Source organism: Pedobacter sp. MC2016-14 (genome assembly GCF_020991475.1).
In the GTDB taxonomy this organism is placed as follows: domain Bacteria; phylum Bacteroidota; class Bacteroidia; order Sphingobacteriales; family Sphingobacteriaceae; genus Pedobacter.
This window is the reverse complement of record NZ_JAJMPA010000003.1, coordinates 337,125-360,029: the sequence shown is the minus strand read 5'-3', so window position 1 is coordinate 360,029 and position 22,905 is coordinate 337,125. Positions and strand designations below refer to the sequence as shown.

Genomic DNA, 22,905 nt, shown 5'->3' with positions numbered 1-22,905 from the left:
AGCCTTAATTAAATTGTTTTACTAATGTATTGATAAAAACCGGCAATACAACCTGGATATTGAGTTAATTTATTAATCAAATTAATTCCGACCGATCCTACTTCAAAATCGGCAAATAATTGGATATTGATTGTAAACCCTTGATTCAGTCCTCCCGGTGCTCATGATGCCGATGATGGCCGCTGCTTTCTCCAAAAGCTACTTACAATACAAACTTGTTTTAGTTGCGCCTCTGGATTTGGTAGAGACACTTTCTGCTTGTGGTTCGAAAACGAAATCGATTTTTACTTCATTCACTTTTGCAATTTTCCCTGGCGGAATAATTTCATCTACCTCATCGTCCTCACGTTTGTTATCTCCATAGTAAATATACTCAAAAACAAGGTTGTCTGGCGAATTGTTAACCACATAATTACTCCAGCCATAACTATAATTTACACCCTCTTTTTGACCGGGAAATATCAATACTTCCTTGGTAAAGTTATTGCAAGAGGTAACATTTATAAAAGTTGGCGTGTACCAGTTAATTGGCAAAAGCAGAATTAAAAGGGCGAACATCCAATCGTGTTTATTACCTTGTTTTTTAATGAAACGGGTATACAAAGGTCTGATAGCAATCAATATTAAAATGGCTAGTAAAAGGATGTTGTAGGTTTGAACAGATACTATCATTGTTTTGAAATTAGGTTTTGATGCATGGTATATGTTTAAACAATCAACAATCTCTGCCAGAATTGGTTTGAAGTTTGTTAACGGTATAACGGTAAAGCTACCGGAGCATATGGCATCACCAAAAAAATCTTAAATAAAACCTGTGAAAAACCGACATTTAATTTCATTAATATTTTTGCTAGTTACTGGCTTCTCGTTATCATCTTGTGAGAACAGAGTAAAAAAAAATATCAGTATTGAAAGGCAAAAACCTAGTGTTGTAGCCCCAGTCATCAATAAACCAGCCTTTCCAAAGCTTTACATACCAACCCGAGAACTTACTGATGAATTTTACGAGGCGATCTTTGCTAATGATACCAAAAAAGTAATCGAAATGTTAAAATCTACTTTTCCGCCAAATTACGAGCCTAAAACAAAGATAACACCACTACAAGCCGTAATAAGAACTGCCGACAATATCACTTTAGCTAAGTTAATGGTAGATGGCGGGGCAACTATTAACGATAAAGAAGATGACCTTATTTTAGACGCTGCAGAATACGGCAGATTAGAGATCATGAAGTATCTGATAAAAAAAGGTGTTGCTTATAAACATAATGGTTCCTTTAATAAAGCAGGCTTCTACAAATTTTACGATGGTGCGAAATACCTTTTACTAAAAGGGGCCGACCAGCATGTTGGAGATATTAGCGGCAAATTATGGGTATTTCATGAAGCAGTGAGAAAGTCTGATTATGAAGTGCTGAACGCCTTAAAGTTAACCAAGGATGATTTAGATTTTAACGAATGTAATGGAGAAACGGCATTAATAATTGCAATAAAAAACAATAATATGGCAATGGTACAATACCTGATAAAAAAAGATGTAGATAAACAAAAACCAGAAACTTTTGATTGCGGTGATGACACTTATTACGGTAAATTGCCCATTGAAATTGCCAAGGCTAATCATTTTGAAGAAATAGTGGATGCACTAAAGTAAAAAGTGGTCCCAAACTCATAAGCTTACTGTTTTATCATGGGCGGACTTTTCATTTCAGCTGGTTTCAAATGTCTCTCGGTTAGGTTTTGTAGTGGAATTCCTTTCATGTTGTCCCATACTTTTTTTAAGCCCCATTCATCGGTAACGTATTTTGTGGTGATGCAATAAGCGCCAATGTAATCGTAAAAATTTTCACTAACAAATAACGTATCGTTGCGCAATTTATACTTTCCTTCAAGAATGACTTTCCCATTTCTTGTACCATATTTTACAATTTCTAAGTGGCTAAATTTAAGCTTATCCTTTGCTATTTTGTATTTCTGCAAAGTATCACCCTTTTTCTGCTCTCGCATTTCGTCGGGTTTTTGATAGCCTAGATAAACATTAAACTTTGTTTTGTTAATCATGAAATCTGCCAAGCGTTTATCGGTTTTTAAAATATCTGATGTGCCTGCAAGCCTTACGGTTTTTGGTGGTGGATTTTTTTGCGCAAATATGGGTATGCTTATTAAGGAAATGATGATGACTAGAAGACATTTCATTGTTTCTGTTGAATTTTTTTGAAAAGCAATTACTGGTCGTTACGCATGACCATGTCCGTATTAAGCTTTATGTTGGTTTGTGCTTAGTTATTTAAGTGCAAGCTTAAGCTTGGCTGCAGCGACGGATATCTCTTTCGACAATACTTTGGCATTCGTCTCGGCATCTTCAGTATCGTATCTCAGGTATTTCCAGGTGCCGCCGGTATTAGCATCCTTTATGGCCAGCAAATAGTTTTTCCCCTTTATTTTTAGTTTTTGAGGGCTAATTTTCTCTACCGCATTGTCTTTCATTTTGGCCTTGGCAAGCATGTCGAGCAAGGTGGTTTGCGACGATTCCAGTATCATGCTTTGGTTGTATTTTCCAAGGCAAATTGTTGCCGCACCTAACTTGGTAACCGGGCTAAGGGTAAGCCCGAGAGGCACTTCTTCGAAAATGGTTTTTATGCCCATGCCGCTTAAGGCTCCTTTGGCCATTGCGCTCATTTGGGCTTTAGGCATTATTTTGAATAAAGGTGGGTATGTCATGTCCAATACCTTATCAATTTCCATTTTATGGGTGTAACCAATAATAGTTTGAAAATCTTTTTGGATAATTTTCGCATCTTGTGCTAATGCAGCAGTTATTTGGAAGGTTATCAGCAGGCATAAAATAAGTTTTCTCATAAAATGATGGTATATGTTTAACAGTCAACAATCTCCGCCAGAATTGGTTTGAAGTTTATTCACTATACCATTTTTTCATTTCTCGGCTTTATTTTTTTGCTTTTTTTGATTACTCTTCCCATTCTTTAAACCCCATGCCACCCAATATAACTTGCGCTTCCTGTAATTTGATTAACATTCCATTTTTCAGCTTAGATTCTACACGAACATAGCCCAGGTAATCGAAAGTAAATTCGTTCTCTATATCTTGCCTGGATATGATCACTTTAAACTTGCCATTGACATCTGTTTTAGCCAGTACGTTTTTGAAACCTTTTTGCCTGACTATAACTCCTGCCAACGGTTTTCCATTAGCAACGTCTACCACTGAACCATAAATAGTATCTGCCAACTGAGGGGCTTTAACGTTCAAATCGGCTGGAGCAGGAAGTGATGGAAATATTGAATCGTTTTGCGTGATCGCTAACTTCAAGTCCATTGCTTGTACCGGGCTAGCTACCATTGCACCCAAGGCAAACGGCAACAACCAATTCCAATTGGTTTTCGGAATTGGTACCACGAGTTCGCGATTAAGTTGACTAGACAGCAGGCGCCCACAAACACTGCCCTTCTTCTTTTTAAAAAACTGGATCAGTTCTGCATCAGATTTCATGCTCAGGTCTACGATATGTTTTTCACAACTGTTGCAATAACGTTGGTCACCATCAGCTTGCATTTCATTCCAATTTTCTGAACATGGATTGCTTACTATCAATTGTAGCTTTTTCATAGTGTATGATTTTCAATACTGATGCACCAATCTACACAATTCCATAACCTTTTTAAATTAAAGCATGTTATAAGCCTTAAGAAATTGATTTGGTACACCAAAGGCAACTTACCCTCAGGTGATTTGCATTTGAATTGATCCGCTGCCATGTCTATGAATTATCTTCATACCGGAGGTAAAAATCCTCGATATTCAATAAATCCTGGTGATCATTTAGTGTTATCGGCATATCTATCTGTAACAGCCGTTACAGATTATCTTCATTTTTAATAACTAATCAATTTTCCTTAATTTTCTGTCGATGAATCATTCCCCAATCTATCATTGACTGTAGCATCGGTACCAGTGTTTTGCAATATTCGGTGATCTCATATTCGATACGTACAGGAGTTTCAGGATAAACAGTCCTGGTGACGAGTTTATTCAGTTCCATTTCTTTGAGTTCCAGAGAGAGCATTCGTGATGTGATCCCGGTGATACTGCGTTCTAACTCCCTGAAACGATGCTGATGACCTTTACATATCGCAAATATGATGGGCATTTTCCACTTACCGCCAATGACGTAGATTGTATCAAGCAGAGCGGCAAGTTCTTTACTTGTAGCTTCCTCAATGTTTTTTACCATACTAAATAGCTGCTATACTTTTTTATACTGCTTACAAATGTATAGCAATTATAGGATACCTTTGCATGATAACAAAAAGATCATGAAAAAATTTGAAAATAAGATAGCGGTGATTACCGGCGGGAACAGTGGTATGGGTTACGGAACAGCAAAGCTACTTAAAGCGTTAGGCGCAACCGTTATCATAACAGGAAGAAGACAGGCGGCTATTGATCAGGCAGCAAAGGAACTGGGTGTTCACGCTGTTCTGGCTGATCAGGCCAAATTGGAGGATATCGACAATTTAGTAAGCGAAGTGACTGGGAAATTCGGTAAGGTAGATATCCTGTTTATTAACGCCGGCATCTCGGGTACGTCTTCGATAGAATTAGAATCGCCTGAGAACTTTGATCAAATGATGAATGTTAACTTTAGGGGTGTTTACTTTACATTAAGCAAATTTATTCCGCATTTAAACAACGGTGCATCTGTTGTACTCCTTTCTTCTGTTCTGGCTTCTACTATAAGTCCGGGTTTGGGTGTATATAGCGCAAGCAAAGCAGCTGTTAATGCTGTAATGAAAACAGCAGCATTGGAGCTGGCGCCAAGAAAGATTAGGGTAAATGCCATTAGTCCAGGTGCAATTGACACCGAACTATTTAGCAAGATGGGAATGGATGCAACAGCTTTGGCTGGAATGACCGATTACCTGATCAGTCTAACACCCATAGGACGCATTGGAAAGCCGGAAGAAATAGGCCAGCTTGTTGCTTTTCTTTCCAGCGATGAAGCCTCCTTTATTACTGGTGCGGAGCATGTTATTGATGGAGGATCAACCCTTCTTTAAATATAACTAAAATACTTGTTAAGAAGTCAATCGTGCTACCTGCCGCAATTAGGGTAGCACGGTTGTAGCCGGTTTTCGCAGGCGCCTTCCTTCCTCCCTCTTCAGCAGTCTTATAGGTTAGGGTTGCTATAAAATCTGACTTAGATCTTGCTATTTCAAATTTGAACATTATTCTGATTTATATTAGCCATTTTTTTCAAGATATTGAGGAGGCACATGATCTGTTAACCAAACGCCATTGTCCGATATAAAAAAATGAAAGTTATCATTATACATTTGCCCGGCCAACACTTTAAAAACAAATGGCTTTCCATGCCTCTGCCCTACTTTTATTGCAGTCTCAATGTCACTACTTAAATGAGTGTGTTGCCTACTACACTTCTCAAGTCCTGTTGCGTTATAAAGTTTTGGTCTTTCTGAGTGGGTGTCTTCAGTCATGATTAGAGAGTTAATATTTGGGGTTATTTCCTTGTGCAACTTACAAAATTTTACGTCGATCCAAAAATGTAACCTTTGCCATATAATTAAGCTGATTAAGTTAGCTGCTTTAGACAGTGATAGCATTGGGTAAAGGAAATCTCCTTCTCTCCTACCTTTTCATCCTCTAGAACAGGAGGTAGAAATCAAATAGTTTAAAATAAATTTGGGTTTATACAAAAATAAAAAACATACTATGCTCTATATAGCATGAAGTATGGCAAAGAAAAACAGAAAAGCCCCAAGGCGCGATGATGAGTTATGGAAGGGCGCCTTAGAAGAGGTTTTTGACGATTTCCTTCGGTTCTTTTTTCCAGATGCAGATGAACTATTTGCGATGGACAAAAGGTTTACATTTTTAGATAAAGAATTTAACAAACTTTTCCCATCTACAGAGGATAGTGGTAAAGTACGTTTCGTGGATAAATTGGTACGTGTGCCTTTAAAAGATGGTGGGTCTAGGTTCATCCTGGTTCATGTGGAGGTGCAGGGGAAAAAGGGGAATGAAGATCTTAGTGCACGCATGTTTAGGTATTATTATTTGGCCAGAGATAAACACAACGTATCCATTACCGCATTCGCCATTTTAATTGATGATGTTAAAGGTTATCTGCCTTTGCCCTACCGTGATGAATACCTTGGCACGAAGCTTAGCTATGAGTTTAACACCTATAAACTCCTGGATCAGGATGAAGCAGAACTGAGAAAAAACCCAAATGTTTTTGCAGTAATTGCATTAGTAGTTTTGCTGGCTTTGAAGAATAAAAACGCCAATGATCAAGATCTGAAACGAATGAAGCTTGATTTAGCTACTGAATTGACTAAGAGAAAAGTAAGTCTAAAAAAACATAATGCAGTGATGATGTTTTTGACCTACTATGTAAATTTTGAAAACCCACAAATGTTCACGACCTTTGAAAAAGAAGTAGAACAACTAACAGGAAGGACAGTACCTATGACAGTTAAAGAAATATTAGTTGGCAGAGCAGTAAATCAAGCTCGAGAAGAAGTTAGATTAGAACTTCAATTAGAAGCGCTGGAAAAAGCGCTGGAAGAAAAACAACAAATTGCTAGAAATCTTATCAACAAAGGTATCTCATTAGAGATTATCTCCGATGCTACTGGTCTTAGTATTGAAGAACTTGCTGCGCTTTAATACATCCTGTTTATAGTGAATATTGGAATTTTGGCTTACCATTCAAATAGCAAACCGCAAAGTCAAAGAGAAATGAACACTGAACTGCACGATATAAAGACTAACATTGAAATAGGTAAACAAAGCTGTTCCTTTACAAATAATTACCTTTAGTTTCTAAAATTTGAGTTTGATTTTATCTAACGGTTTTTACTATCTTTAGAAAAATTTTTAACCTTCATATCTATGAAATCTCTCTCTTTCTATACTGGTATTTTGCTTGTATCAGTTGCAATTACATCTTGCCAAAAGGAACTTGAACCTGAAAAAAATCCTACGCTTCCGTCTGGTTATGGAAATATCTCCTTCGTAGCGAAGGCATCGAGTTCGAAAACGAAAGTTTCCGCTTTAAATGGAATAAAGATCAACAATGTTGACTCTGCAGCTATTCCTTTAGAAGTAGACTGGTCCTCAGCGACTGTATATGTTGAAAAGATCACTTTTACTGGAAAAAGCAATAATTTACTAGATACTACTGTGATGGTTGAGAAAAATCTGGATCTTCTAGCTGTTAATTCAATTGCGGGAAATATTAAGTTACCTTCAGGTTCGTACAAAGATGTTGAAGTTAAGATGTACTGTAAGAAATTTGTATGGCCTGAACTGGCATTCTTCTTTAAAGGTACCTTCAAAAGTTTTCATGGCACAAGAGATAGTATCATATTGGCGAGTTCTCTTCCTTTTCAAGCTAGTCTCCGTGTTCCTGAAATCGTTATCAAGCCTGTTGACAAATACAAAGCGACTTTCAATTTTAATTTAATTAATTTACTTAGCGGATTTTCGTTGAGAACTATGGAATCTGCTCAACAAATTAACAGAGATGGCAAGAGGACATATAGCATTTTTAAAGGAGGCTCTGAAAATCCCCCTCTTTTTAACGAACTCTTACAGAACTGGCAAAACGTAACCGAGGTTTTGATTAGTAAAGATTAAAACTTTATAATATAATTTTAAAAGCAAAAAGCCTCAAATTTCTTTGAGGCTTTTTTTATGTGATCCCGCTGGGATTTGCAACTTTTGAAAACCCACAAATGTTCACGACCTTTGAAAAAGAAGTAGAACAACTAACAGGAAGGACAGTACCTATGACAGTTAAAGAAATATTAGTTGGCAGAGCAATTAAACAAAGTTTAGAAGACGGTATCGCAATAGGTGAATTGAAAGCGCTGGAAGAAAAAAAACAAATTGCTAGAAATTTAATCACTAAAGGTATCTCATTAGAAGTTATTTCAGACGCTACCGGTCTTAGCATTGAAGAACTCGCCACGCTTTAATACATCCATATCCCTCATCTCGCAATGGGACTATTATAATTTTGATAATGGTAGTTTTTACCAAATGGTAAATGAACTGCTGGTAAAAAAACCGAAATTTACCTTATGGAAGCATTCATCAATTACGTGCTGCAGTTTGGTAACCTGAATAAGCAGCAAACGGATTTTATTATAGGTAAGGCAAAAGCACTGGAACTTAGAAAGGAAGACTATTTTTCTGAAGCTGGAAAGATACCAAGGCACTTGGGATTTCTACTGGAAGGCGTGGTTCGTTTCTGTTACTACAATAATAAAGGGGAAGAGATTACGCATTCATTCGTTGAAGAAAATAATTTTGTTTCAGACCAGCAAAGGTTCGATGCAGAGATCATTTCATCCGAATATATTCAGGCAGAGACCGATTGTAAATTACTTGTCTTTTCCAAAAAGGATTGGGACGAGATCGGCAATACCATTGTTAGCTGGAAAGAAATTGAGAACCTGATTTTAAAAAATTGCCTACTGAAAGCGATCGAACGCAGAAGTCCTTTGGTCTCGGAAGATGCAACCAACCGTTATCTGTTGTTCAATCAACATTTTCCGGGCCTCGTTAATCGGGTACCACTTTCACATGTTGCTTCTTACCTGGGCATTACGCAACAATCATTGAGCCGGATACGGCGAAATGTCCGATAATTGTCTTTTTTAATTGTAGGCGGTGCTTTTTACCAAATGGTAAAAGCTTTACTGCCTGTCTTCACAACCTTTGTTTCATTATTTAAACAATTTAAAGATGAGCAAAAAGATCGTATTAATAACCGGAACCAATAGTGGTTTCGGCTGGCTGACCGCCCAAAGCGTTGCGGCATTGGGGCACCAGGTTTACGCCACCATGAGAGATACCAAAGGTAAGAATGCGGAAAAGGCTGAAGCTTTGGGAGCCGTAGCAAATGTGACCGTGCTGGATGTGACACTGACAGATGACGAAAGCGTTAAGCAAGCCATTGATAAAATTATAGCAAAAGAAGGCACCATTGATGTACTGGTTAATAATGCCGGCGTTTCGATGAATGGCGTAGCAGAAAGTTTCACTACCGCCGATGTACAGGCCATATTTGACGTGAACGTGTTTGCACCCTGGAGATTCATTAAACAGGTATTGCCGGCTATGCGCAAGCAGCAGGACGGCCTGATCATTAACATCACCAGTGGCTTTGGCCGGGTTTCCTTTCCCTTCGCTACGATATACGCGGGGTCTAAGTTTGGACTGGAAGGAATTAGCGAAGGCTTGCATTACGAACTCAAACGTTTGGGTATAGACGTGGCTATTGTGGAGCCCGGAGCCTTTCCTACAGAAATGCAGCAAAAAACCCAGTACGCTTCAGACCAGTCGGTATTTGAAGGTTACAGCAGTATCGCTGACATCCCCAATAAGATGGTAGCAGCCGTAACAGGCCATATTCAAAGCGAAAATCCAAACCCTCAAGATGTTGCAGATGCGATCGTAAAGCTAATTGATACAGAAAAAGGCAAAAGACCTTTAAGAACGGTGGTTGACCGCATCACCGGCGAATATATAAAAGCGGCCAACCAAGCGGTAGCTGAACAGTTCGGAAAAGGCTTGACCGTGTTCGGCATGGCTGAGCTTTTAAATTAAATTCAAAAAGCGGCAGTGGCTTCGAACTCATTGTCGCTTTTAAAAATTGATTTCAAGTTTGTAAGTTAAATATCAATAGGATCAACCTTTTTATACAAGCCATCTGCGATGCGGATAGGAATACATTTGTTCTAGGTCCCAGACCTGGTCATACCACTCAATCAAGGCATTCAGCAGTTCAATAGTACAAAAAATACTCATTTTTAGGTATTGGCTATTGAAAAAACTTGATCTAATTTTAGCAAGAAAAATCAGATAAGTGTTCATCATTATCAAAAGCACAGATAAAGTTTTCTGGTAAACTACGGGTAAGACATCATCTAAATCAAATATACACCTGAAATGAAAACAATAATATTCGCTGCTTTAATGCTTTGTGGTATCTCTGCTGAAAGCTTTGCACAGACGCTGAGTGGCGAATATCGCAATGATGGAAAATCTACAGGTTCCTATTACACTAGGGTCAAATGGCAAGTATCCTACACTTTTATAGAAAAGAATAACTTATTTTACATTAAGTTCTATAATCCCAGGATAACGGTACCTAATTATTCTCTCTACCATGATGAGTTTAACAAAGAGTATTCGGTTGCCGATCTTAAGCTGGCAAGCTGGCCGAATGCGAGGCAGCTTCCCTTTGCCATGTCCGTTAAAGCTAATGTGAGTGATGGGAATAATAATTACGAAGTGACTGCCTCCTGTAATGCAGACTTTACTTGTGGGGATACTTACATCGCTTCTAAAGCCGATCTGAAAAATGTTACTACACGAAACTTCAGCGTAACAGCCACAACTTACTTCAGAGCAAACCTGGGAGGGGAACCGGCGGTGGACGAGATATTGAAAAGCAAAAGGCAGTCAACCGGTAAAATGGCTAAGAATAATTCCACAAATCCTAGCCAGGATCCAATGTCAACAACATCTGCAACAACGAGTGTAGCCAATGTACAAGAAGCACAGCAAAATTTTGAAAGCAAACTCAATGACGCGATTGCTTTTGGACAAAAATTAGAAAGTAGCTTTTATTCTATGCAGGAAGTAGATAAAAATAGAAAAGAGCTAAATGAACTGTCATCTCTGGAAGGGAAATTTAATTCAGTAGAGGAAATTGAAATGACTTTTCAGAAAAAATTCAATCAAATTGCAGCTACCTTAGATAAAACGGTGGAGTCTGAAAACACAGCAATGATGAACAATGCAAGTACAATGAATCATTTGTTAGGTGGGAATGAACTGATGGGACAAGGGATAGGATTAGCAGCTGGGCTTTTAAATCAAATTGGTGCTGGAGAGCGAAAAAGAGAATATGAAGAACGATTGAGAAAACAAAAAGAAGAACAAATTAGTAGGCTAAAAGCAATGAAAGCCAGTCAGGTGGTAGAAGTGCGTAAAGCATTGCTGGAAACTTTTCGAGACGGAGGTTTACCCGTATCTTCAAAATCAATTGACAATAAAGTAGTCTATGTTTTTTCGTATAGCACAAACAGGTATTCGTTTATAAGAGATAAACCAAAGCTTTTGGTAACAAATGTTTTTCCGATAATAAGAAATAAAAATGGAACATGGCCATTTAAAAACACGCTGATCAAAGACTTACGAAACCACTTTAACAACGATGACGTACCTGTGATACTCGGTTTTTTCACATCGGAAAATGATGCAAATAGCTTACGGGATTCATTTTTGTATTTGGCGAGCCAATGCGATTTTGATTTAAAGTTCTCCACCTATTCTAATAAAACTGAAACCATAACAAATGAAAATAACGATAATGATTTTTGGAAAAACTAATAGTATGAAAAAAGTAGCAATTATGGGTTTGCTGTGCTTTGCGACAATGCAAACATTTGGACAAGCAAAAGATGCGAATAGCATATATGCACAAGCAGAAGAACAATTTACCGCAAAAAACTATAACGATGCCCTTTCCAAATTGGCTTTGTATGAAAATCTTTCAAGCGCATCAAAGGAAAAAGCACAGGTTTTAAAAATTCAAATATACCGCGAGCTTGCGCTAAAGGACACATCAAAAGCCAATGACTATAACAATGCAGTTAAGGAATTGAAAAGCATGTTTGCCAGCGGCAAAAAGGTAAATGCTGAAGATTTGCACAGAATTTTAAAAGAACAGCAGGAATTTAATACCGACGCGGCATCGCAGAGCAAGGATGGCCTAAGCTCAGCATCGAGTGAAGTCAGCATTGACGGAATTAAAATAGGGATGAATGTAGAGGAAATACCGTCGCAAGTCTCGGCGAATTTTGATTGGAGCAAAGGCATGAAAATGCAAGCGAATAACCAGACGAACTATGTTCCCTTGATGTTTAGTTCAAAAACCGGCATAACAGGAGGTGCTTTTAACATTAAAATATCCGGAATACAAAATATTACCTTGGATGATAGGACACGAAGGGTAATTGATGTTTACAAAATACTAGAAAATGGAAAATATAAAGAGAAAGAGAAAACAGGTTTAAGCGGCTATAATGCGCTTGTTAATGAGTTGAAAACGAAATATGGTGAAAGCAATGTTACTGTAAGCGCGCCTCAGGTTACGACGATTAAAGTTATGAACAAAGAGATCCGTACAGAGGCATATAATGCAGCAATACATTCAAAATCGGTATCTTACACCTTAAGCTATGCTATCGCTAACAATTCATATTCTATAATAGAACGTTTAATGATTTCTGACTATATAAAGAACTAGTGTTATGAAAACACTTATACTTACTTTATGGGCAATTTCATTTTCTCATTTTGTTTTTGCACAAGAGAACAGCCTTGCCATACAATCTTATAAAGATGCTGAAGAAGCATTTAAAAATGGTAAATATGAGACTGCATTATCAGATTTAGATATTGCGGAAACAATGCTAAAAACAACAAACTCAAAAATACAGGGACTTAAACTAAAATCATACAAACAGTTGGCTTTGGTAGATAGTACAAAAAACTTCTGTGCATATGCTGCGTATGTTGCCGAATTGAAGGGGAAAAAATCAAGTTTATCTAATGACGCCGCTCTTGAGCTGAATAATTTTTCCAAAGAAAAGATACTGTTTTTAGAAAACAAAAAGAGTAGTTTAATAAATCCTATTGAGAAAATAACCATTGGACAGTCGTTCTCAACAGTACAAAAACAGTTATATAGCTTGATAGATTTTGAAAATCCTAAACATGATAACTCAGTTTTGCTTTATAGCAGAAAAAATGATGTTGCTGAAGATAAAATAGGCTTATATGAAATTTTAGTAGATAAAAACAGCGACCGCATTGTAAAAGTAACTGCAATTTTAAAGGCTTTAACAATTGAAGAATTGGGTAGCATGAATTTAAGTAATTTCATCAAAGAAAAATTCGCAAAATTTGACTCCAAAAAGGTCTTATCCGAAGTCCAAATTGTGAAAATCAACAAAAAAGACTACAATGTTGCGATAACTCGAGCGAAAATAGATGATACAACCCTGTATTTTTTAAATTTATATACGCCTTCTAAAGTTAATTATAAAGATATTAAAAATAAAAGCTCGTTGTACTTTTTCACCGAAGGCTACGAAATACTAAAAACGATAAAATTATGAAACGACTATCGATCCTTGCCTTATTACTTGTGGTTTTTACAGTAAATGCAGTAGCACAAAAAGTTGAGAAGTTTACTGTTGCGGGAAACACATATTTTGGTAATAAGGCCATTCCGCCGGAAATAACTGGCAAATATTGGTATGAAAAATCTAAAGAGCCTATAGTGGAAATTAATAAAGATGGCAGCGGCTTCTTTCAGGTACATGATGTGAAGGCCTATCCGGTAGAATATTGGATTGAAACTGATGCAACAGGTAAAATCTTAAAGAAGAAAAGTAACACGAACGCTAATTACCAGGTAGTTTTGATTTTGAAATATGGCAGTAATGGAGAGACTGGCTGGAAAGGTAGCAAAACAGGAACCTTTGATAGAATAGAGGTTACCATGGCTTATGATATGGGATATGCCATTATTTTAGGTGAACGCTTTAGGAAATTATAATTTCTCGATTTTCTTTAACTGGTGATCATAGAAGGCTTGTGGCTTAGTTTTTGATTTCACTCAAACCAAGAGATGAAACATTTACTTTATTTATCCGTAATAATTATCGCACTAGGCTGTAATGGCAAACGCGAATCTACTGCTCAGAACTCAGATTCTACAGCGAATGCACAATCCACGGAAATGACCGCCGAGATGCCTGTTTTTGATAAAGATTCGCTGCAGGTGGCTGATGCCGAGCTACTGGCGAAATCTATTTATGATACGGTAAGTAATTTGCCACAAACGGACAGCAAGGCAGACACCATGACCAGGGATGATGTTAAACTGATGTATTTTAAAGATCAATCTGGTGAATACTACTTATATGTAGTAGAAAACCGCGGCCCAATGTATGGTGTATCTGTTGGCTGGTGTGATGTATTTATCTTTAAAAAATTAGAAGGTAGATGGAAGCTGAATGACTTTAGATTGCAAGCCGGTGGAGGTGGTATGTATGGAAACCCGGGAAGCTTTGAGAAACTGGAACAAATTGGTGAGGAAAATAAAGCCATTGTGCTCTCGGGCGGACAAAGCCATATGGGAAATAATTACAACCTGACCATGATTGAATTGGCCAATGGGAAACTTGGTAAGACTTTTGGCTTCCCTACCCTTAGCGATTATGGGGAAGGCGCAGGTGACGATTATAAACTTACTGTTTGCGATGAAAACCGGTATTCCTTTAGAAAAGTGCCGGGCCGCAAAAACTATGAGCTGATCCTGGAAAGATTTAATTGCCTGGATGAAAAGTCTATCAAGGTTGATAGCGTTGTAATCCCCTATCAAAACGGCTACAAAATTCCAAAGCGGTTTGCCTTTGGAGAGTAAAAGAATTAAAATTTGATTGGTGCTATTTAATCCACCTTCTTCGGCAGCAAAACAAATTAGTTGGCTTTTAGATCGGCCCAGTTCAGATACCCTGTAGTACGGGTGCCATTCTTACTGGTGTAGCTGATCAATATTCCTGCACTGTTATCAATATTTTCAAGTACAACTTCCACCATATCTCCTGCAACCAGGTAGCTGCTTTTTTTAGCCGAAATATCAGCCCTGCCATAAAAGTATGCCTTTGGTGCCTTTACAATATATTTTCCGGGAAGATTAGCAGTCACTTTTGTGTAGTTGCCCGAAAAGTCTTCCGGAAGGTTACTTTGCATGCAGTCATTAAAGCTGGCCTTAATGGATTGCCCGATAAAAGCCATTTCTACCCTGCAGTACGGATCATCCTCAGATTTCAGGAGCCAGCTTTTACCTTTTAAGGTTCCAGAACCAGAAAAATTCCCGGTCCTTGCAGATGCATTTGCCCACCAGGCAAAAACATCGCAGCTTATCTTTTCGCCCTTTTTGATAAGGGCAATTTTACAGATTGCTCCACCAGGAAACTTACGCTGGTAAGTTCCGCTTTGGCCAAAGCTGGCTGTAGCGAGGAACATCAAAAAACAGCACAAAAAGGATTTCATCATAGTCATTAAATAACATAAGAACAAAATGAAAAACGAAACTGTTTTGTATGCCCAATTATCTTATATTAGCAAAGATGATAATTAGCCAACTCTTACTTCATTTTGGTCTGCTAAGCTACCTCATCTATGGTATTGTTAAAACAGTGAAAAATAAAAACCTGCATCCTTTGCACAAAGTTATTTGGATAGCCGTTATTATAATGCTTCCCGTCCTTGGCACATCAGCCTATTTAAGAGCAAATTTTAGCCCTAGAAGCTGAAATAGTTTATATTTCCGATTTTAACCATTCAGTTGCTTTTGACCCTAATTTTTCAATATTGATATGCTAACATTTTTGCAAGCCAATTGCTGTTATCTTGGGTGTCTTACTTTCCATCCCATACATTGTCTGGATTCATACGCCTTGTTCTATATTTCGAATAGACTTCAGAACCCCTGGGATCTTTTAAATCTTTAAAGCTTTTAATGTCTGTTTGATAGCAATCATCATAACTTTCAATTTTCCACCTTACAAACCTACCGTCTGAATTTAAATATCGTACTTCATATTCATCTTTTTGCTTCTCAATTTTAGCGTATGCATCATCGTGAGACTTGGCTTTAATTAACACATATTGATCATCAACTTGCTCCAAGCCAGAATCAACACCTTCAATCTGAGCAACAACTGTCATTTTTACACAGTAGAACACTGATTGTTTTCTTTGCTTCTTCTTTTTTGCACCGTCAACTTTTTCAGTAAAAATATCGACGAAATCCAACTTCTGTATTTCTGCCAAAGCAGAAAAAGGAATCTTGGTCTTTACTCCTGTTGGCCGCTTGGTAGTGCCGATGCGCTCATAATCTTGAAATAAATTAAGCTGGATGAGTTCATTAAATTTTTCACGATGATCTTGGGCTATTAACCTTTTTCTCTCTTGAGGTTCAAATTCCAGTAGTGAATCTACATCGGGGTATTTAAGGTGAATATTTACATCTAAAAACCGCATTTGATCTGGAAAGTTAGGATCTAGCGTCCATTCTTTAAGTAAGGAATTTTCTTTTGAGAGCATTTGATCAATGGACATTATATTTATAATTTAAGAGGAATTTCCATGCAATTTAACATTTTTGCAAGATAATCGTAATTGAGTATTCTTTCTCAAACAAGTGCCCAGTCTGTCCTGATCCACTTCCCCGTTAAAATCAGGCAGCAACTGCCTCAATTTTTGATTTACAATATTTTGGCAAAAGGCTTATCAGGATCGGCAAAATAGTAATTGAGGTATTCTGGTTTAGCTAATTGACTTTATAAATAGGCAAGATGATCTCTTTCTGATCAGCTTTTTTATTGCCACTTAGCTTAGCAATTAACCATTTTACCGGTTTGCTCCCTACGGCGGCCACCAACCTGTTTAACACAAAAACACCAAATTTAGTGGTCGGATAAACTACCCATGGAATTCCAGGGGGCAATTTCTGACATTTTTCTACATATGGCCGCATTCTGTTTTCATAAGCGTTGAACGCCTGCTCAATATTATCGGCTTTAAAAAGTTCTCCCGCTAAGATGTAAGCACCGGCCATGGCCAGGTCTGTACCTTTACCTGCAATAGGCGTAGCACACCAGGCAGCATCACCGGTAATGACTACCCTGCCGATACTCCATTTTGACGCTTTAACCTGGCTTACCCTGTCAAAATACAAATCTTTAGACTGGTGGATGCCCTCAATAATCCGCTCTGATTCAAAGCCGGAACCTTTTATCCGCCGGATCAATGCTTGTTTTTGCGCCTCTGGAGAAAGCCCTTTATACGCATCCTCCTCTGCAAGGAAGGTTACAGATGCTCTGGTCTCTCCATAGTTATCAGGCCGCATAAGATAAACAATACCAGTCTCTGCATTGCACCAGCGCGCCCATTTACTATCTGATGGTTGTTTTGGGATAGTTAGGTAGGCAGAGTGCAGGCCCAAATATTTAAAATCGGGTTGCCTGCCAAAAGCAAGTTCGCGTGTTTTAGAACCGATACCTTCGGCTGAAATCAGGATATCGAAAGACGCTTCCTTTCCACTTGCAAAGCCTACTTTCACCATTTCGTCATTTTGGTCAATACTGGTGATATGATCACCAAAGCGGTATTCAGCCTTTTTTTTGGAATGCTCGTAAAGGATTTTAACAAGGTCGCCCCGTAGAATCTCTAACTCTTGAGTAAGCCCGATAGATTCCCCAGTCGGAAATTCGGCTACTGTTTTGTTTTTACTATCAACGAAGCGGGTACCAATTTCGGTGGTGTTTCTTGCGCGGATCTCTTCTTCGATACCCATCATTTGCGCAATTTCCTTTGCCGGACCTTTTACGTCTATATTTTGTCCGCCTAACCTCAGCTCTGGCGCTTTCTCTATCACAGTTACCTCAAATCCATAATGGCTAAGCCAGTAGGCCAACGTTGGCCCGGCAATACTTGCACCGGATATCAGGATCTTTTTGTTTTTCATCGGTATAAAATTGTTTTATTGATGATGAAGCTAATTGACGTCTAATTTATAATTTGTCAGACTTGTATTTAATAGTCCCATTAGTTCATCATGATTAATTTGCATTGTATGCGCTGAAAGATTAAATGGTGAACCATAATTATTGACATTAAATTTCATGAGGTTTTTTTTTAACTTATTTTTCTCTTTTTCAATCCAATAATCTGAATTATTTACGTTAATAATTACGAATCTTGAGCTTTGGACCTTCATTTCAGAAAATCCATCTATATTATTCCATTCTATTTTTTCAGAGGAAGAGCTATTTGGATTAATATTTAGCCCAGTTCGGTCAATTATCAGAATAAGCTGATTTTTTATTAATCGATTTATCGATACATAGATTCCTAGTCCAAAAAATATAATCGAAAAAATTCCAACTCCTTTTATAAATAATATATTTTTCATTCGATAATCCATAATATATTCGGCATTTAGCAACATATAAATTCCTCCAATCACAAAGAGCACTGACGCAATTAGTAATAAAAGAGATTTTGATTTACTTGAGTAAATTTCAATTTTTTCCATTGTTGTTTTGATTGATCTTAACTTAAATATGATTGATACAAGTCTGCAGCCTAAACCTACAAATTTTAAGCTATATTTTTTTATTTTTGCAGAGCGCTACATGGGCATAAAAGAGCATACCAATCATGATTAAATCAGCATTAGAAACGGCGTATAAAGTTTTCTATAATCACTACGTAAGGCTGGATAAATCAAACAAAGGAGCTGATTTGATGGCCATAGTGCATCTATGTGCTGCTATTTTATTGTTGATATTAAATATCTTAGCTTCAATATCAATGATAGCAGGCATCAAGTTGTTACCATTGTCAAAACCAGCGATATGGCTTTTTTTGGCTATTTATTCATTTTTAGCTTATCAACTTATTACCCGTACATTAAAAGTTGACCCTCCACTCAATGAGTTCTTTGCTGACATTAATGCATCAAAAACACGTCTTGTATGGAGCATTTATGGGTTCCTGCTATTATTACTGTTATCACAAGGTTTAATTAAGAAGTTTTTATAGATGGGTTTGCTAATCCGTCTCTGACAATACCTCCACATAGCGACAACGTTTTTTAGAACAAGCAGAGTTAAGTTATGTTAAACTTAAACTATATTTTTCTGTTTTAACAGCGAGCTATAAAAATTACAATTTTATCTTGAATCTCCTAACCTATGAAAGCTATCAAGCTCCTAATCTTACCTACCACGTTTCTATTTCTATTAGCTTGTGGTGGCAAAGCAAACAAAACTAATGACAATTCAAAAAAGTGGTTTATAAATGCATATAAAGATGAATCATTGGAAGAGTTAAGATCTACTTTTAAAAGTCAGGCTGAGGATATAGATAGATTGCTAACTCTCATTAATTTAAAAATGGAGATTTCTCCATCAACAACATTCGACCAATCAAGTAATGAAGGTGTTGTTAAGCTTGATAGTTATCCATTAGCATCGGAGAAGAAGATTGAGGAAGAGATGAGTAAACTGGCCGCTAATTACAAATTTATTCAAATGGTAGATGAAAATGGCGCGCAATATCAAACAGCGTTACCTGAAGATTTTAAAAAGCCACCAATTTTTGGAGAGGGAATTGACGACAAGTACAAAACGGTTTTGAGTAGCAGGATTGATCTTAATAAGATATTTCTGCATGATAAGTCGAGTCTGGATAAAAAACAGATCATGCAAACAGATTTGGATGAACCTGCAAGAACTAAATCTGTTAAACTGGCAGACAGTGTGAATGCTCAACTCAACTATGAATATGTAACAAAAACCCGCAAAGTGGTATTGGATAAAGATCATTTGGAGACAAAAATTGGGAATACACCAGTTACGCTAAAACAACTTGGAAACAGATCTGCTACACTATTATTTAAGGGGCCTTCAGATCGCATCCTTTTAGTATTGGGCATGGATAAAACCGGGAGATTGATTGAAACGAACAGTACAAGCTCAAATTCAGCACCCTCAGCGGCTAAACAAAAACTTTTAAAGGAATATAGTCAGCTATTGAACAAGGCCGTTAGTAACCTTGATAAAGGAAAGTACGGTACCACTCAAGATTTGCTCAATGATCTCGCTGATCAACTTCCTAACGGTTTGTCTGATGAAGAAAATAAAGAAGTCAATTCGATGCTTTCTTCATACCATTTTTATAACGATGTTGAAAAAGTAGTGGTTTACGTTGCAGATGAAATTAGAAGTGGTAAAATTAATGTAACTATAAAAAATGAAGATGTAATAGCATCCGGCGTTTCAATTGCAAAAGGCGATAAAAAAGATCTTTTCGGCATTATTGGCGCAAACGGGAAGTGGCTGTTGACACCACAGTTTAAAAATCTTCAGGCGATTAACTCGTATTATTACAAGGCCTGCAATAATAAAGAGAATAGCATGGATTGTTCTTATTACCGACTCGATATCAAAAATAAAAAAATGATTTCTTTTAGTGAGACTGCCCTGAAAACTTTCGCTATAAGTGCTACCGCAGATGCTACTCATGTTTCGGTTTACAAAGCAGATAAAAATGATGAGTATGCTAACGTTGGCGCTGACAAAGGTATTTTAGATAAGGATGGAAAATTTGTCATTGAGCCACTTTATATTCATGTTAATATTTCAGGCAAATATATTTATGCAATTAGAGATGTACCCGGTGGTCACAATACCATTACCTTATTTGACCTTAAAGGCAGTGTCGTAATTCCGCCAACTGAAGACGGTTTTACAATTAAACAGGGAATTGTTTTTTCGAAGCTGATGACCAAAGGTGGCAACGAAGCGCCGATATACAAGACCCTGGATACTAATACTGGACAAAGTTTTCTGCCTGCGGGAGACTATAGCCTGTATAATGACTTTGATAAGGATAACTTTATTCTTGTGAAAAGCAAAAATACAAAATACTATTTGAGTCGGGATAAGGTGAAGAAGGCTTACAAGGGCATTTAAACTCGTAGGCTTTTTGAGCATCTGTAATGACCTGTGTTTGACCCTCAAGCGAGCAAAACACAGCTAAATCAAAACATTATGGTGATTTTAATTGTCTGAGATGTGATTATCTATCTTCTATTTTAATAATAGCAAATGAGTAAAAAATTAAACGCCGTCAAATTATCATCCTTAGGTTCAGTCCTACTTTTGTTTATCGCTTCATGCTCTACACCCTCACTCGAAGACGTAAAAACCAAGGATGAGTACATCAAAAGAATATCAGCACTGTCTGAAAATGAGCTCCAGAAAACCTTAAAGACTGATCTGGACAGCCTCAATTCCTTAAAAGAAGAAATAGATGGATTTAACATCTATATCGGATTTGGAATGTCTATGGGAAATGGAAGCGGTAAAAAAGACGAGCTGAAGTCAGATTCTGTATTCAAAATCAATACGGATTTCAATGGAATAAGAAAAGGCGTAGCCGAGTACACACAAAATTTAATTTTTACCCAGAAACCTGAATTGCCCTACTCCTCTTTTGAGGTTTATCCTAATGGAGAATCGGCTAATGTATCCAAAGACGATCTCAGCATCAGCTTAAAAAAATTATATGTTAAAGGGCAGGCCTACCCTGAAGATAAAATTGGTATGAAACGGGTAGACAGCATGACCGTAGATTTTAGTTATGAGTATCCAAAAAGCGTTAAGACCTTTAAATTTAACCCTAAGGACAAGAAGGCAATCCGTTATCAAAACAAGGCAATTTCGATCTATTCTGCCGAAGGGGAAGAACTTGAATTTGATGTCCCACTAAGTTTATACAGTGATATTTTAGCTTACCAGGCCTTAAATGCCGATGGGGTTTTGATGAACTCAAACAGTAGTTCTGCGATACCGTTGACGACCATTAATCCAGGCATTAAAAAAGATTTTGCTGAGGCGTTAGTTGTACTTAAAGCCGCTTCAAAAATGACGGATAAAGATGCAATTGTAAAAGAATTAGGCAAAATACCTGCTGAGTTGTTCCCTAAAATTGCCCAGTACCGCTCATTTAATGCTAAGCTGGCGGCGCTGGATAAAAACGAGCACTTAAAGGGTTTTGAGGCGATAAAGCAGATGAAAGAAATTATTGCGGGCGATAAAGAGTTGTTTGGCCTGGAAATGCAAAGAATCAGTTTAAAATTTCCTGATCAGGTTAGGGAGCTGGTACTCTACCTTGCCGAGGATAGAGAAAAAATAACGGGTTCTGCAGTAGCACTGGCAAATGCGTATAGTACGAGCTACGGCACCTACCTGGACAGGAAGGCAGACAAATACGGTATTGTAGACAGTAACTTTAACATAGTTATTCCTGCTTCGGAGCCGGATTTAGCAGCAACCGATAATACTGGTCATTATTATAAGTCTTCTAAAGCAGATCAGGTATTTCACCTCGATGCTAAAAACAGAAAATTGATTCCAATCAAAAAAGGATATTCCTTTATAAAAGATCTTTCTGATAAAATGACGGTCTTTATGGACTCCAACAAGTATGTAGGCGTATTAGAAAACGATGAAAAGGAGGTAATTCCTTTTGAATACGATGAGATAGAAAAAGTTGGAAATGTATTGCTGCTCACAAAGTCAAAAAGAGGCCGGAAAAAGCGTGAGATCAGGTCGCTGGATAATAAATTGATTACTGAATTGAAGGGGCTATCGACAAAATCTTATCCGGAATATGGGGTGATTATCATTGAAGATGAACTGGAGAAGTTGGGAATGATTGATAAGAACGGAAAGATGGTGGTTAAACCCATTTATAACGAGTTGGTTCCGGTAGATCAGCAACCCCTACTCGTTTATGCTGATGATTCTCAAAGATATTTATCAGGTATATTAAAAGGTGATGGCACCAAATTGACACCCCCTATATTTGGTCATATAGATGATTTTAAGGACGGAATGGCTGTGTATAGGCCCGCTCAGGAAGAAGCAGGCAAATCCTATGGTTACCTTAATAAAGCTGGGCAACCTGTGCTCTCCAAATATACTGTTGCCTATGGATTTGAAGCAGGTTACGCCTTAGTTTTTGACAATGACGTATTTAGCATTATAGACACTTCAGGTAAAAAAGTTCGCCAGATTCCATATAAAGTGCTTGGTGATCCAACGATCTCGCTGAGCGGTAAGCAAACCATCTATGAAATAGACGGAAAAAAATACAATTACATTGGTCAGCCGATTAACTAGCACATACAC

27 protein-coding genes are annotated in these 22,905 nt (G+C 37.5%); 16 read left to right on the top strand and 11 right to left on the bottom strand.

The features are described 5' to 3' along the window. Positions 1–198: 198 nt before the first annotated feature. Positions 199–672 (bottom strand): hypothetical protein, encoded by a 474-nt coding sequence (locus LPB86_RS16960; protein ID WP_230646112.1) that lies wholly within the window; start codon positions 670–672, stop codon positions 199–201. A 142-nt stretch (positions 673–814) separates the two neighbouring features. Between LPB86_RS16960 and LPB86_RS16955 the strand changes: the two genes are divergently transcribed. Next, on the top strand, positions 815–1,654 hold the full coding sequence (locus LPB86_RS16955) for an ankyrin repeat domain-containing protein (protein WP_230646110.1): 840 nt from the start codon (positions 815–817) through the stop codon (positions 1,652–1,654). A 23-nt stretch (positions 1,655–1,677) separates the two neighbouring features. On the opposite strand, the gene LPB86_RS16950 is transcribed toward LPB86_RS16955, so the two are convergent. The 4 genes from LPB86_RS16950 to LPB86_RS16935 all read right to left on the bottom strand — a co-directional run bounded on the left by LPB86_RS16950 (position 1,678) and on the right by LPB86_RS16935 (position 4,253). Further along, a complete protein-coding gene (locus LPB86_RS16950) occupies positions 1,678–2,196 on the bottom strand; it encodes a hypothetical protein (RefSeq protein ID WP_230646109.1) in 519 nt (172 codons plus the stop codon). Between the two features lie 87 nt (positions 2,197–2,283). Then, positions 2,284–2,859 (bottom strand): hypothetical protein, encoded by a 576-nt coding sequence (locus tag LPB86_RS16945; protein WP_230646107.1) that lies wholly within the window; start codon positions 2,857–2,859, stop codon positions 2,284–2,286. 109 nt (positions 2,860–2,968) lie between these two features. Beyond that, positions 2,969–3,628: a carboxypeptidase-like regulatory domain-containing protein gene (locus LPB86_RS16940; RefSeq protein ID WP_230646105.1), complete on the bottom strand. Its 660-nt coding sequence runs from the start codon at positions 3,626–3,628 to the stop codon at positions 2,969–2,971. Positions 3,629–3,905: 277 nt separating this feature from the next. Next, positions 3,906–4,253 carry a helix-turn-helix domain-containing protein gene (locus LPB86_RS16935; RefSeq protein ID WP_230646103.1) on the bottom strand — a complete coding sequence of 116 codons (348 nt, stop codon included), beginning with the start codon at positions 4,251–4,253 and terminating at the stop codon, positions 3,906–3,908. 82 nt (positions 4,254–4,335) lie between these two features. Here LPB86_RS16935 and LPB86_RS16930 point away from each other — a divergent pair, with 82 nt between their 5' ends. Continuing rightward, positions 4,336–5,079 (top strand): SDR family NAD(P)-dependent oxidoreductase, encoded by a 744-nt coding sequence (locus tag LPB86_RS16930; protein ID WP_230646101.1) that lies wholly within the window; start codon positions 4,336–4,338, stop codon positions 5,077–5,079. Here the strand turns inward: LPB86_RS16930 and LPB86_RS16925 are convergent. Continuing rightward, positions 5,051–5,248, bottom strand: a complete 198-nt coding sequence (locus tag LPB86_RS16925; RefSeq protein WP_230646098.1) for a hypothetical protein — start codon at positions 5,246–5,248, stop codon at positions 5,051–5,053. The two genes, LPB86_RS16930 and LPB86_RS16925, sit on opposite strands and share 29 nt — an antisense overlap. A gap of 14 nt (positions 5,249–5,262) precedes the next feature. Further along, positions 5,263–5,517 (bottom strand): RNA 2'-phosphotransferase, encoded by a 255-nt coding sequence (locus LPB86_RS16920; protein WP_230646095.1) that lies wholly within the window; start codon positions 5,515–5,517, stop codon positions 5,263–5,265. Positions 5,518–5,773: 256 nt separating this feature from the next. Between LPB86_RS16920 and LPB86_RS16915 the strand changes: the two genes are divergently transcribed. From LPB86_RS16915 to LPB86_RS16870, 10 genes are all read left to right on the top strand, one after another. Then, positions 5,774–6,712: a hypothetical protein gene (locus tag LPB86_RS16915; protein WP_230646094.1), complete on the top strand. Its 939-nt coding sequence runs from the start codon at positions 5,774–5,776 to the stop codon at positions 6,710–6,712. A gap of 225 nt (positions 6,713–6,937) precedes the next feature. Then, the gene (locus LPB86_RS16910; RefSeq protein ID WP_230646093.1) at positions 6,938–7,684 is read left to right on the top strand and encodes a hypothetical protein; all 747 of its coding nucleotides are present in this window, start codon (positions 6,938–6,940) and stop codon (positions 7,682–7,684) included. 98 nt (positions 7,685–7,782) lie between these two features. Further along, the gene (locus LPB86_RS16905; protein WP_230646091.1) at positions 7,783–8,025 is read left to right on the top strand and encodes a hypothetical protein; all 243 of its coding nucleotides are present in this window, start codon (positions 7,783–7,785) and stop codon (positions 8,023–8,025) included. Positions 8,026–8,130: 105 nt separating this feature from the next. Continuing rightward, positions 8,131–8,700, top strand: coding sequence for a Crp/Fnr family transcriptional regulator (locus tag LPB86_RS16900; protein WP_230646089.1), 570 nt, complete (start codon positions 8,131–8,133; stop codon positions 8,698–8,700). A 97-nt stretch (positions 8,701–8,797) separates the two neighbouring features. After that, positions 8,798–9,661, top strand: a complete 864-nt coding sequence (locus LPB86_RS16895; RefSeq protein WP_230646087.1) for an SDR family oxidoreductase — start codon at positions 8,798–8,800, stop codon at positions 9,659–9,661. Between the two features lie 342 nt (positions 9,662–10,003). Beyond that, positions 10,004–11,452: a hypothetical protein gene (locus LPB86_RS16890; protein ID WP_230646085.1), complete on the top strand. Its 1,449-nt coding sequence runs from the start codon at positions 10,004–10,006 to the stop codon at positions 11,450–11,452. Between the two features lie 4 nt (positions 11,453–11,456). Further along, positions 11,457–12,371, top strand: a complete 915-nt coding sequence (locus tag LPB86_RS16885; RefSeq protein ID WP_230646084.1) for a hypothetical protein — start codon at positions 11,457–11,459, stop codon at positions 12,369–12,371. A gap of 4 nt (positions 12,372–12,375) precedes the next feature. Next, positions 12,376–13,245 carry a hypothetical protein gene (locus LPB86_RS16880; RefSeq protein WP_230646082.1) on the top strand — a complete coding sequence of 290 codons (870 nt, stop codon included), beginning with the start codon at positions 12,376–12,378 and terminating at the stop codon, positions 13,243–13,245. Continuing rightward, on the top strand, positions 13,242–13,688 hold the full coding sequence (locus LPB86_RS16875; protein WP_230646080.1) for a hypothetical protein: 447 nt from the start codon (positions 13,242–13,244) through the stop codon (positions 13,686–13,688). The genes LPB86_RS16880 and LPB86_RS16875 overlap by 4 nt, the downstream gene beginning before the upstream one ends. 72 nt (positions 13,689–13,760) lie before the next feature. Continuing rightward, entirely contained in the window at positions 13,761–14,558 is a 798-nt protein-coding gene (locus tag LPB86_RS16870; RefSeq protein WP_230646078.1) for a hypothetical protein, read from the top strand. Positions 14,559–14,614: 56 nt separating this feature from the next. Here the strand turns inward: LPB86_RS16870 and LPB86_RS16865 are convergent, their stop codons facing one another. Beyond that, positions 14,615–15,193 carry a hypothetical protein gene (locus LPB86_RS16865; protein WP_230646076.1) on the bottom strand — a complete coding sequence of 193 codons (579 nt, stop codon included), beginning with the start codon at positions 15,191–15,193 and terminating at the stop codon, positions 14,615–14,617. 47 nt (positions 15,194–15,240) lie between these two features. Between LPB86_RS16865 and LPB86_RS20985 the strand changes: the two genes are divergently transcribed. After that, complete coding sequence (locus LPB86_RS20985) at positions 15,241–15,453, top strand: PLDc N-terminal domain-containing protein (protein WP_370632845.1); 213 nt, start codon at positions 15,241–15,243, stop codon at positions 15,451–15,453. Positions 15,454–15,559: 106 nt separating this feature from the next. On the opposite strand, the gene LPB86_RS16860 is transcribed toward LPB86_RS20985, so the two are convergent. The 3 genes from LPB86_RS16860 to LPB86_RS16850 all read right to left on the bottom strand — a co-directional run bounded on the left by LPB86_RS16860 (position 15,560) and on the right by LPB86_RS16850 (position 18,239). Further along, on the bottom strand, positions 15,560–16,261 hold the full coding sequence (locus LPB86_RS16860; protein WP_230646074.1) for a DUF4288 domain-containing protein: 702 nt from the start codon (positions 16,259–16,261) through the stop codon (positions 15,560–15,562). A gap of 211 nt (positions 16,262–16,472) precedes the next feature. Beyond that, entirely contained in the window at positions 16,473–17,669 is a 1,197-nt protein-coding gene (locus LPB86_RS16855; protein WP_230646073.1) for an FAD-dependent monooxygenase, read from the bottom strand. 30 nt (positions 17,670–17,699) lie between these two features. Next, on the bottom strand, positions 17,700–18,239 hold the full coding sequence (locus LPB86_RS16850) for an STM3941 family protein (protein ID WP_230646072.1): 540 nt from the start codon (positions 18,237–18,239) through the stop codon (positions 17,700–17,702). A 125-nt stretch (positions 18,240–18,364) separates the two neighbouring features. Between LPB86_RS16850 and LPB86_RS16845 the strand changes: the two genes are divergently transcribed. The 3 genes from LPB86_RS16845 to LPB86_RS16835 all read left to right on the top strand — a co-directional run bounded on the left by LPB86_RS16845 (position 18,365) and on the right by LPB86_RS16835 (position 22,896). Beyond that, on the top strand, positions 18,365–18,748 hold the full coding sequence (locus LPB86_RS16845; protein ID WP_230646070.1) for a hypothetical protein: 384 nt from the start codon (positions 18,365–18,367) through the stop codon (positions 18,746–18,748). Positions 18,749–18,900: 152 nt separating this feature from the next. Further along, positions 18,901–20,682 (top strand): hypothetical protein, encoded by a 1,782-nt coding sequence (locus LPB86_RS16840; protein WP_230646068.1) that lies wholly within the window; start codon positions 18,901–18,903, stop codon positions 20,680–20,682. A gap of 135 nt (positions 20,683–20,817) precedes the next feature. Beyond that, positions 20,818–22,896, top strand: coding sequence for a WG repeat-containing protein (locus LPB86_RS16835; RefSeq protein WP_230646066.1), 2,079 nt, complete (start codon positions 20,818–20,820; stop codon positions 22,894–22,896). Positions 22,897–22,905: the final 9 nt, after the last annotated feature.

Excerpts from the sequence above, each read along its gene's own strand:
- LPB86_RS16875 (WP_230646080.1), top strand. The coding sequence starts at position 13,242 with ATGAAACGACTATCGATCCTTGCCTTATTACTTGTGGTTTTTACAGTA.
- LPB86_RS16855 (WP_230646073.1), bottom strand. The coding sequence starts at position 17,669 with ATGAAAAACAAAAAGATCCTGATATCCGGTGCAAGTATTGCCGGGCCA.
- LPB86_RS16885 (WP_230646084.1), top strand. The coding sequence starts at position 11,457 with ATGAAAAAAGTAGCAATTATGGGTTTGCTGTGCTTTGCGACAATGCAA.
- LPB86_RS16930 (WP_230646101.1), top strand. The coding sequence starts at position 4,336 with ATGAAAAAATTTGAAAATAAGATAGCGGTGATTACCGGCGGGAACAGT.
- LPB86_RS16945 (WP_230646107.1), bottom strand. The coding sequence starts at position 2,859 with ATGAGAAAACTTATTTTATGCCTGCTGATAACCTTCCAAATAACTGCT.
- LPB86_RS16845 (WP_230646070.1), top strand. The coding sequence starts at position 18,365 with ATGATTAAATCAGCATTAGAAACGGCGTATAAAGTTTTCTATAATCAC.
- LPB86_RS16905 (WP_230646091.1), top strand. The coding sequence starts at position 7,783 with ATGTTCACGACCTTTGAAAAAGAAGTAGAACAACTAACAGGAAGGACA.
- LPB86_RS16915 (WP_230646094.1), top strand. The coding sequence starts at position 5,774 with ATGGCAAAGAAAAACAGAAAAGCCCCAAGGCGCGATGATGAGTTATGG.
- LPB86_RS16865 (WP_230646076.1), bottom strand. The coding sequence starts at position 15,193 with ATGATGAAATCCTTTTTGTGCTGTTTTTTGATGTTCCTCGCTACAGCC.
- LPB86_RS16950 (WP_230646109.1), bottom strand. The coding sequence starts at position 2,196 with ATGAAATGTCTTCTAGTCATCATCATTTCCTTAATAAGCATACCCATA.
- LPB86_RS16860 (WP_230646074.1), bottom strand. The coding sequence starts at position 16,261 with ATGTCCATTGATCAAATGCTCTCAAAAGAAAATTCCTTACTTAAAGAA.
- LPB86_RS16870 (WP_230646078.1), top strand. The coding sequence starts at position 13,761 with ATGAAACATTTACTTTATTTATCCGTAATAATTATCGCACTAGGCTGT.
- LPB86_RS20985 (WP_370632845.1), top strand. The coding sequence starts at position 15,241 with ATGCCCAATTATCTTATATTAGCAAAGATGATAATTAGCCAACTCTTA.
- LPB86_RS16935 (WP_230646103.1), bottom strand. The coding sequence starts at position 4,253 with ATGGTAAAAAACATTGAGGAAGCTACAAGTAAAGAACTTGCCGCTCTG.
- LPB86_RS16835 (WP_230646066.1), top strand. The coding sequence starts at position 20,818 with ATGAGTAAAAAATTAAACGCCGTCAAATTATCATCCTTAGGTTCAGTC.
- LPB86_RS16895 (WP_230646087.1), top strand. The coding sequence starts at position 8,798 with ATGAGCAAAAAGATCGTATTAATAACCGGAACCAATAGTGGTTTCGGC.
- LPB86_RS16920 (WP_230646095.1), bottom strand. The coding sequence starts at position 5,517 with ATGACTGAAGACACCCACTCAGAAAGACCAAAACTTTATAACGCAACA.
- LPB86_RS16910 (WP_230646093.1), top strand. The coding sequence starts at position 6,938 with ATGAAATCTCTCTCTTTCTATACTGGTATTTTGCTTGTATCAGTTGCA.
- LPB86_RS16925 (WP_230646098.1), bottom strand. The coding sequence starts at position 5,248 with ATGTTCAAATTTGAAATAGCAAGATCTAAGTCAGATTTTATAGCAACC.
- LPB86_RS16880 (WP_230646082.1), top strand. The coding sequence starts at position 12,376 with ATGAAAACACTTATACTTACTTTATGGGCAATTTCATTTTCTCATTTT.
- LPB86_RS16890 (WP_230646085.1), top strand. The coding sequence starts at position 10,004 with ATGAAAACAATAATATTCGCTGCTTTAATGCTTTGTGGTATCTCTGCT.
- LPB86_RS16840 (WP_230646068.1), top strand. The coding sequence starts at position 18,901 with ATGAAAGCTATCAAGCTCCTAATCTTACCTACCACGTTTCTATTTCTA.
- LPB86_RS16960 (WP_230646112.1), bottom strand. The coding sequence starts at position 672 with ATGATAGTATCTGTTCAAACCTACAACATCCTTTTACTAGCCATTTTA.
- LPB86_RS16850 (WP_230646072.1), bottom strand. The coding sequence starts at position 18,239 with ATGGAAAAAATTGAAATTTACTCAAGTAAATCAAAATCTCTTTTATTA.
- LPB86_RS16940 (WP_230646105.1), bottom strand. The coding sequence starts at position 3,628 with ATGAAAAAGCTACAATTGATAGTAAGCAATCCATGTTCAGAAAATTGG.
- LPB86_RS16900 (WP_230646089.1), top strand. The coding sequence starts at position 8,131 with ATGGAAGCATTCATCAATTACGTGCTGCAGTTTGGTAACCTGAATAAG.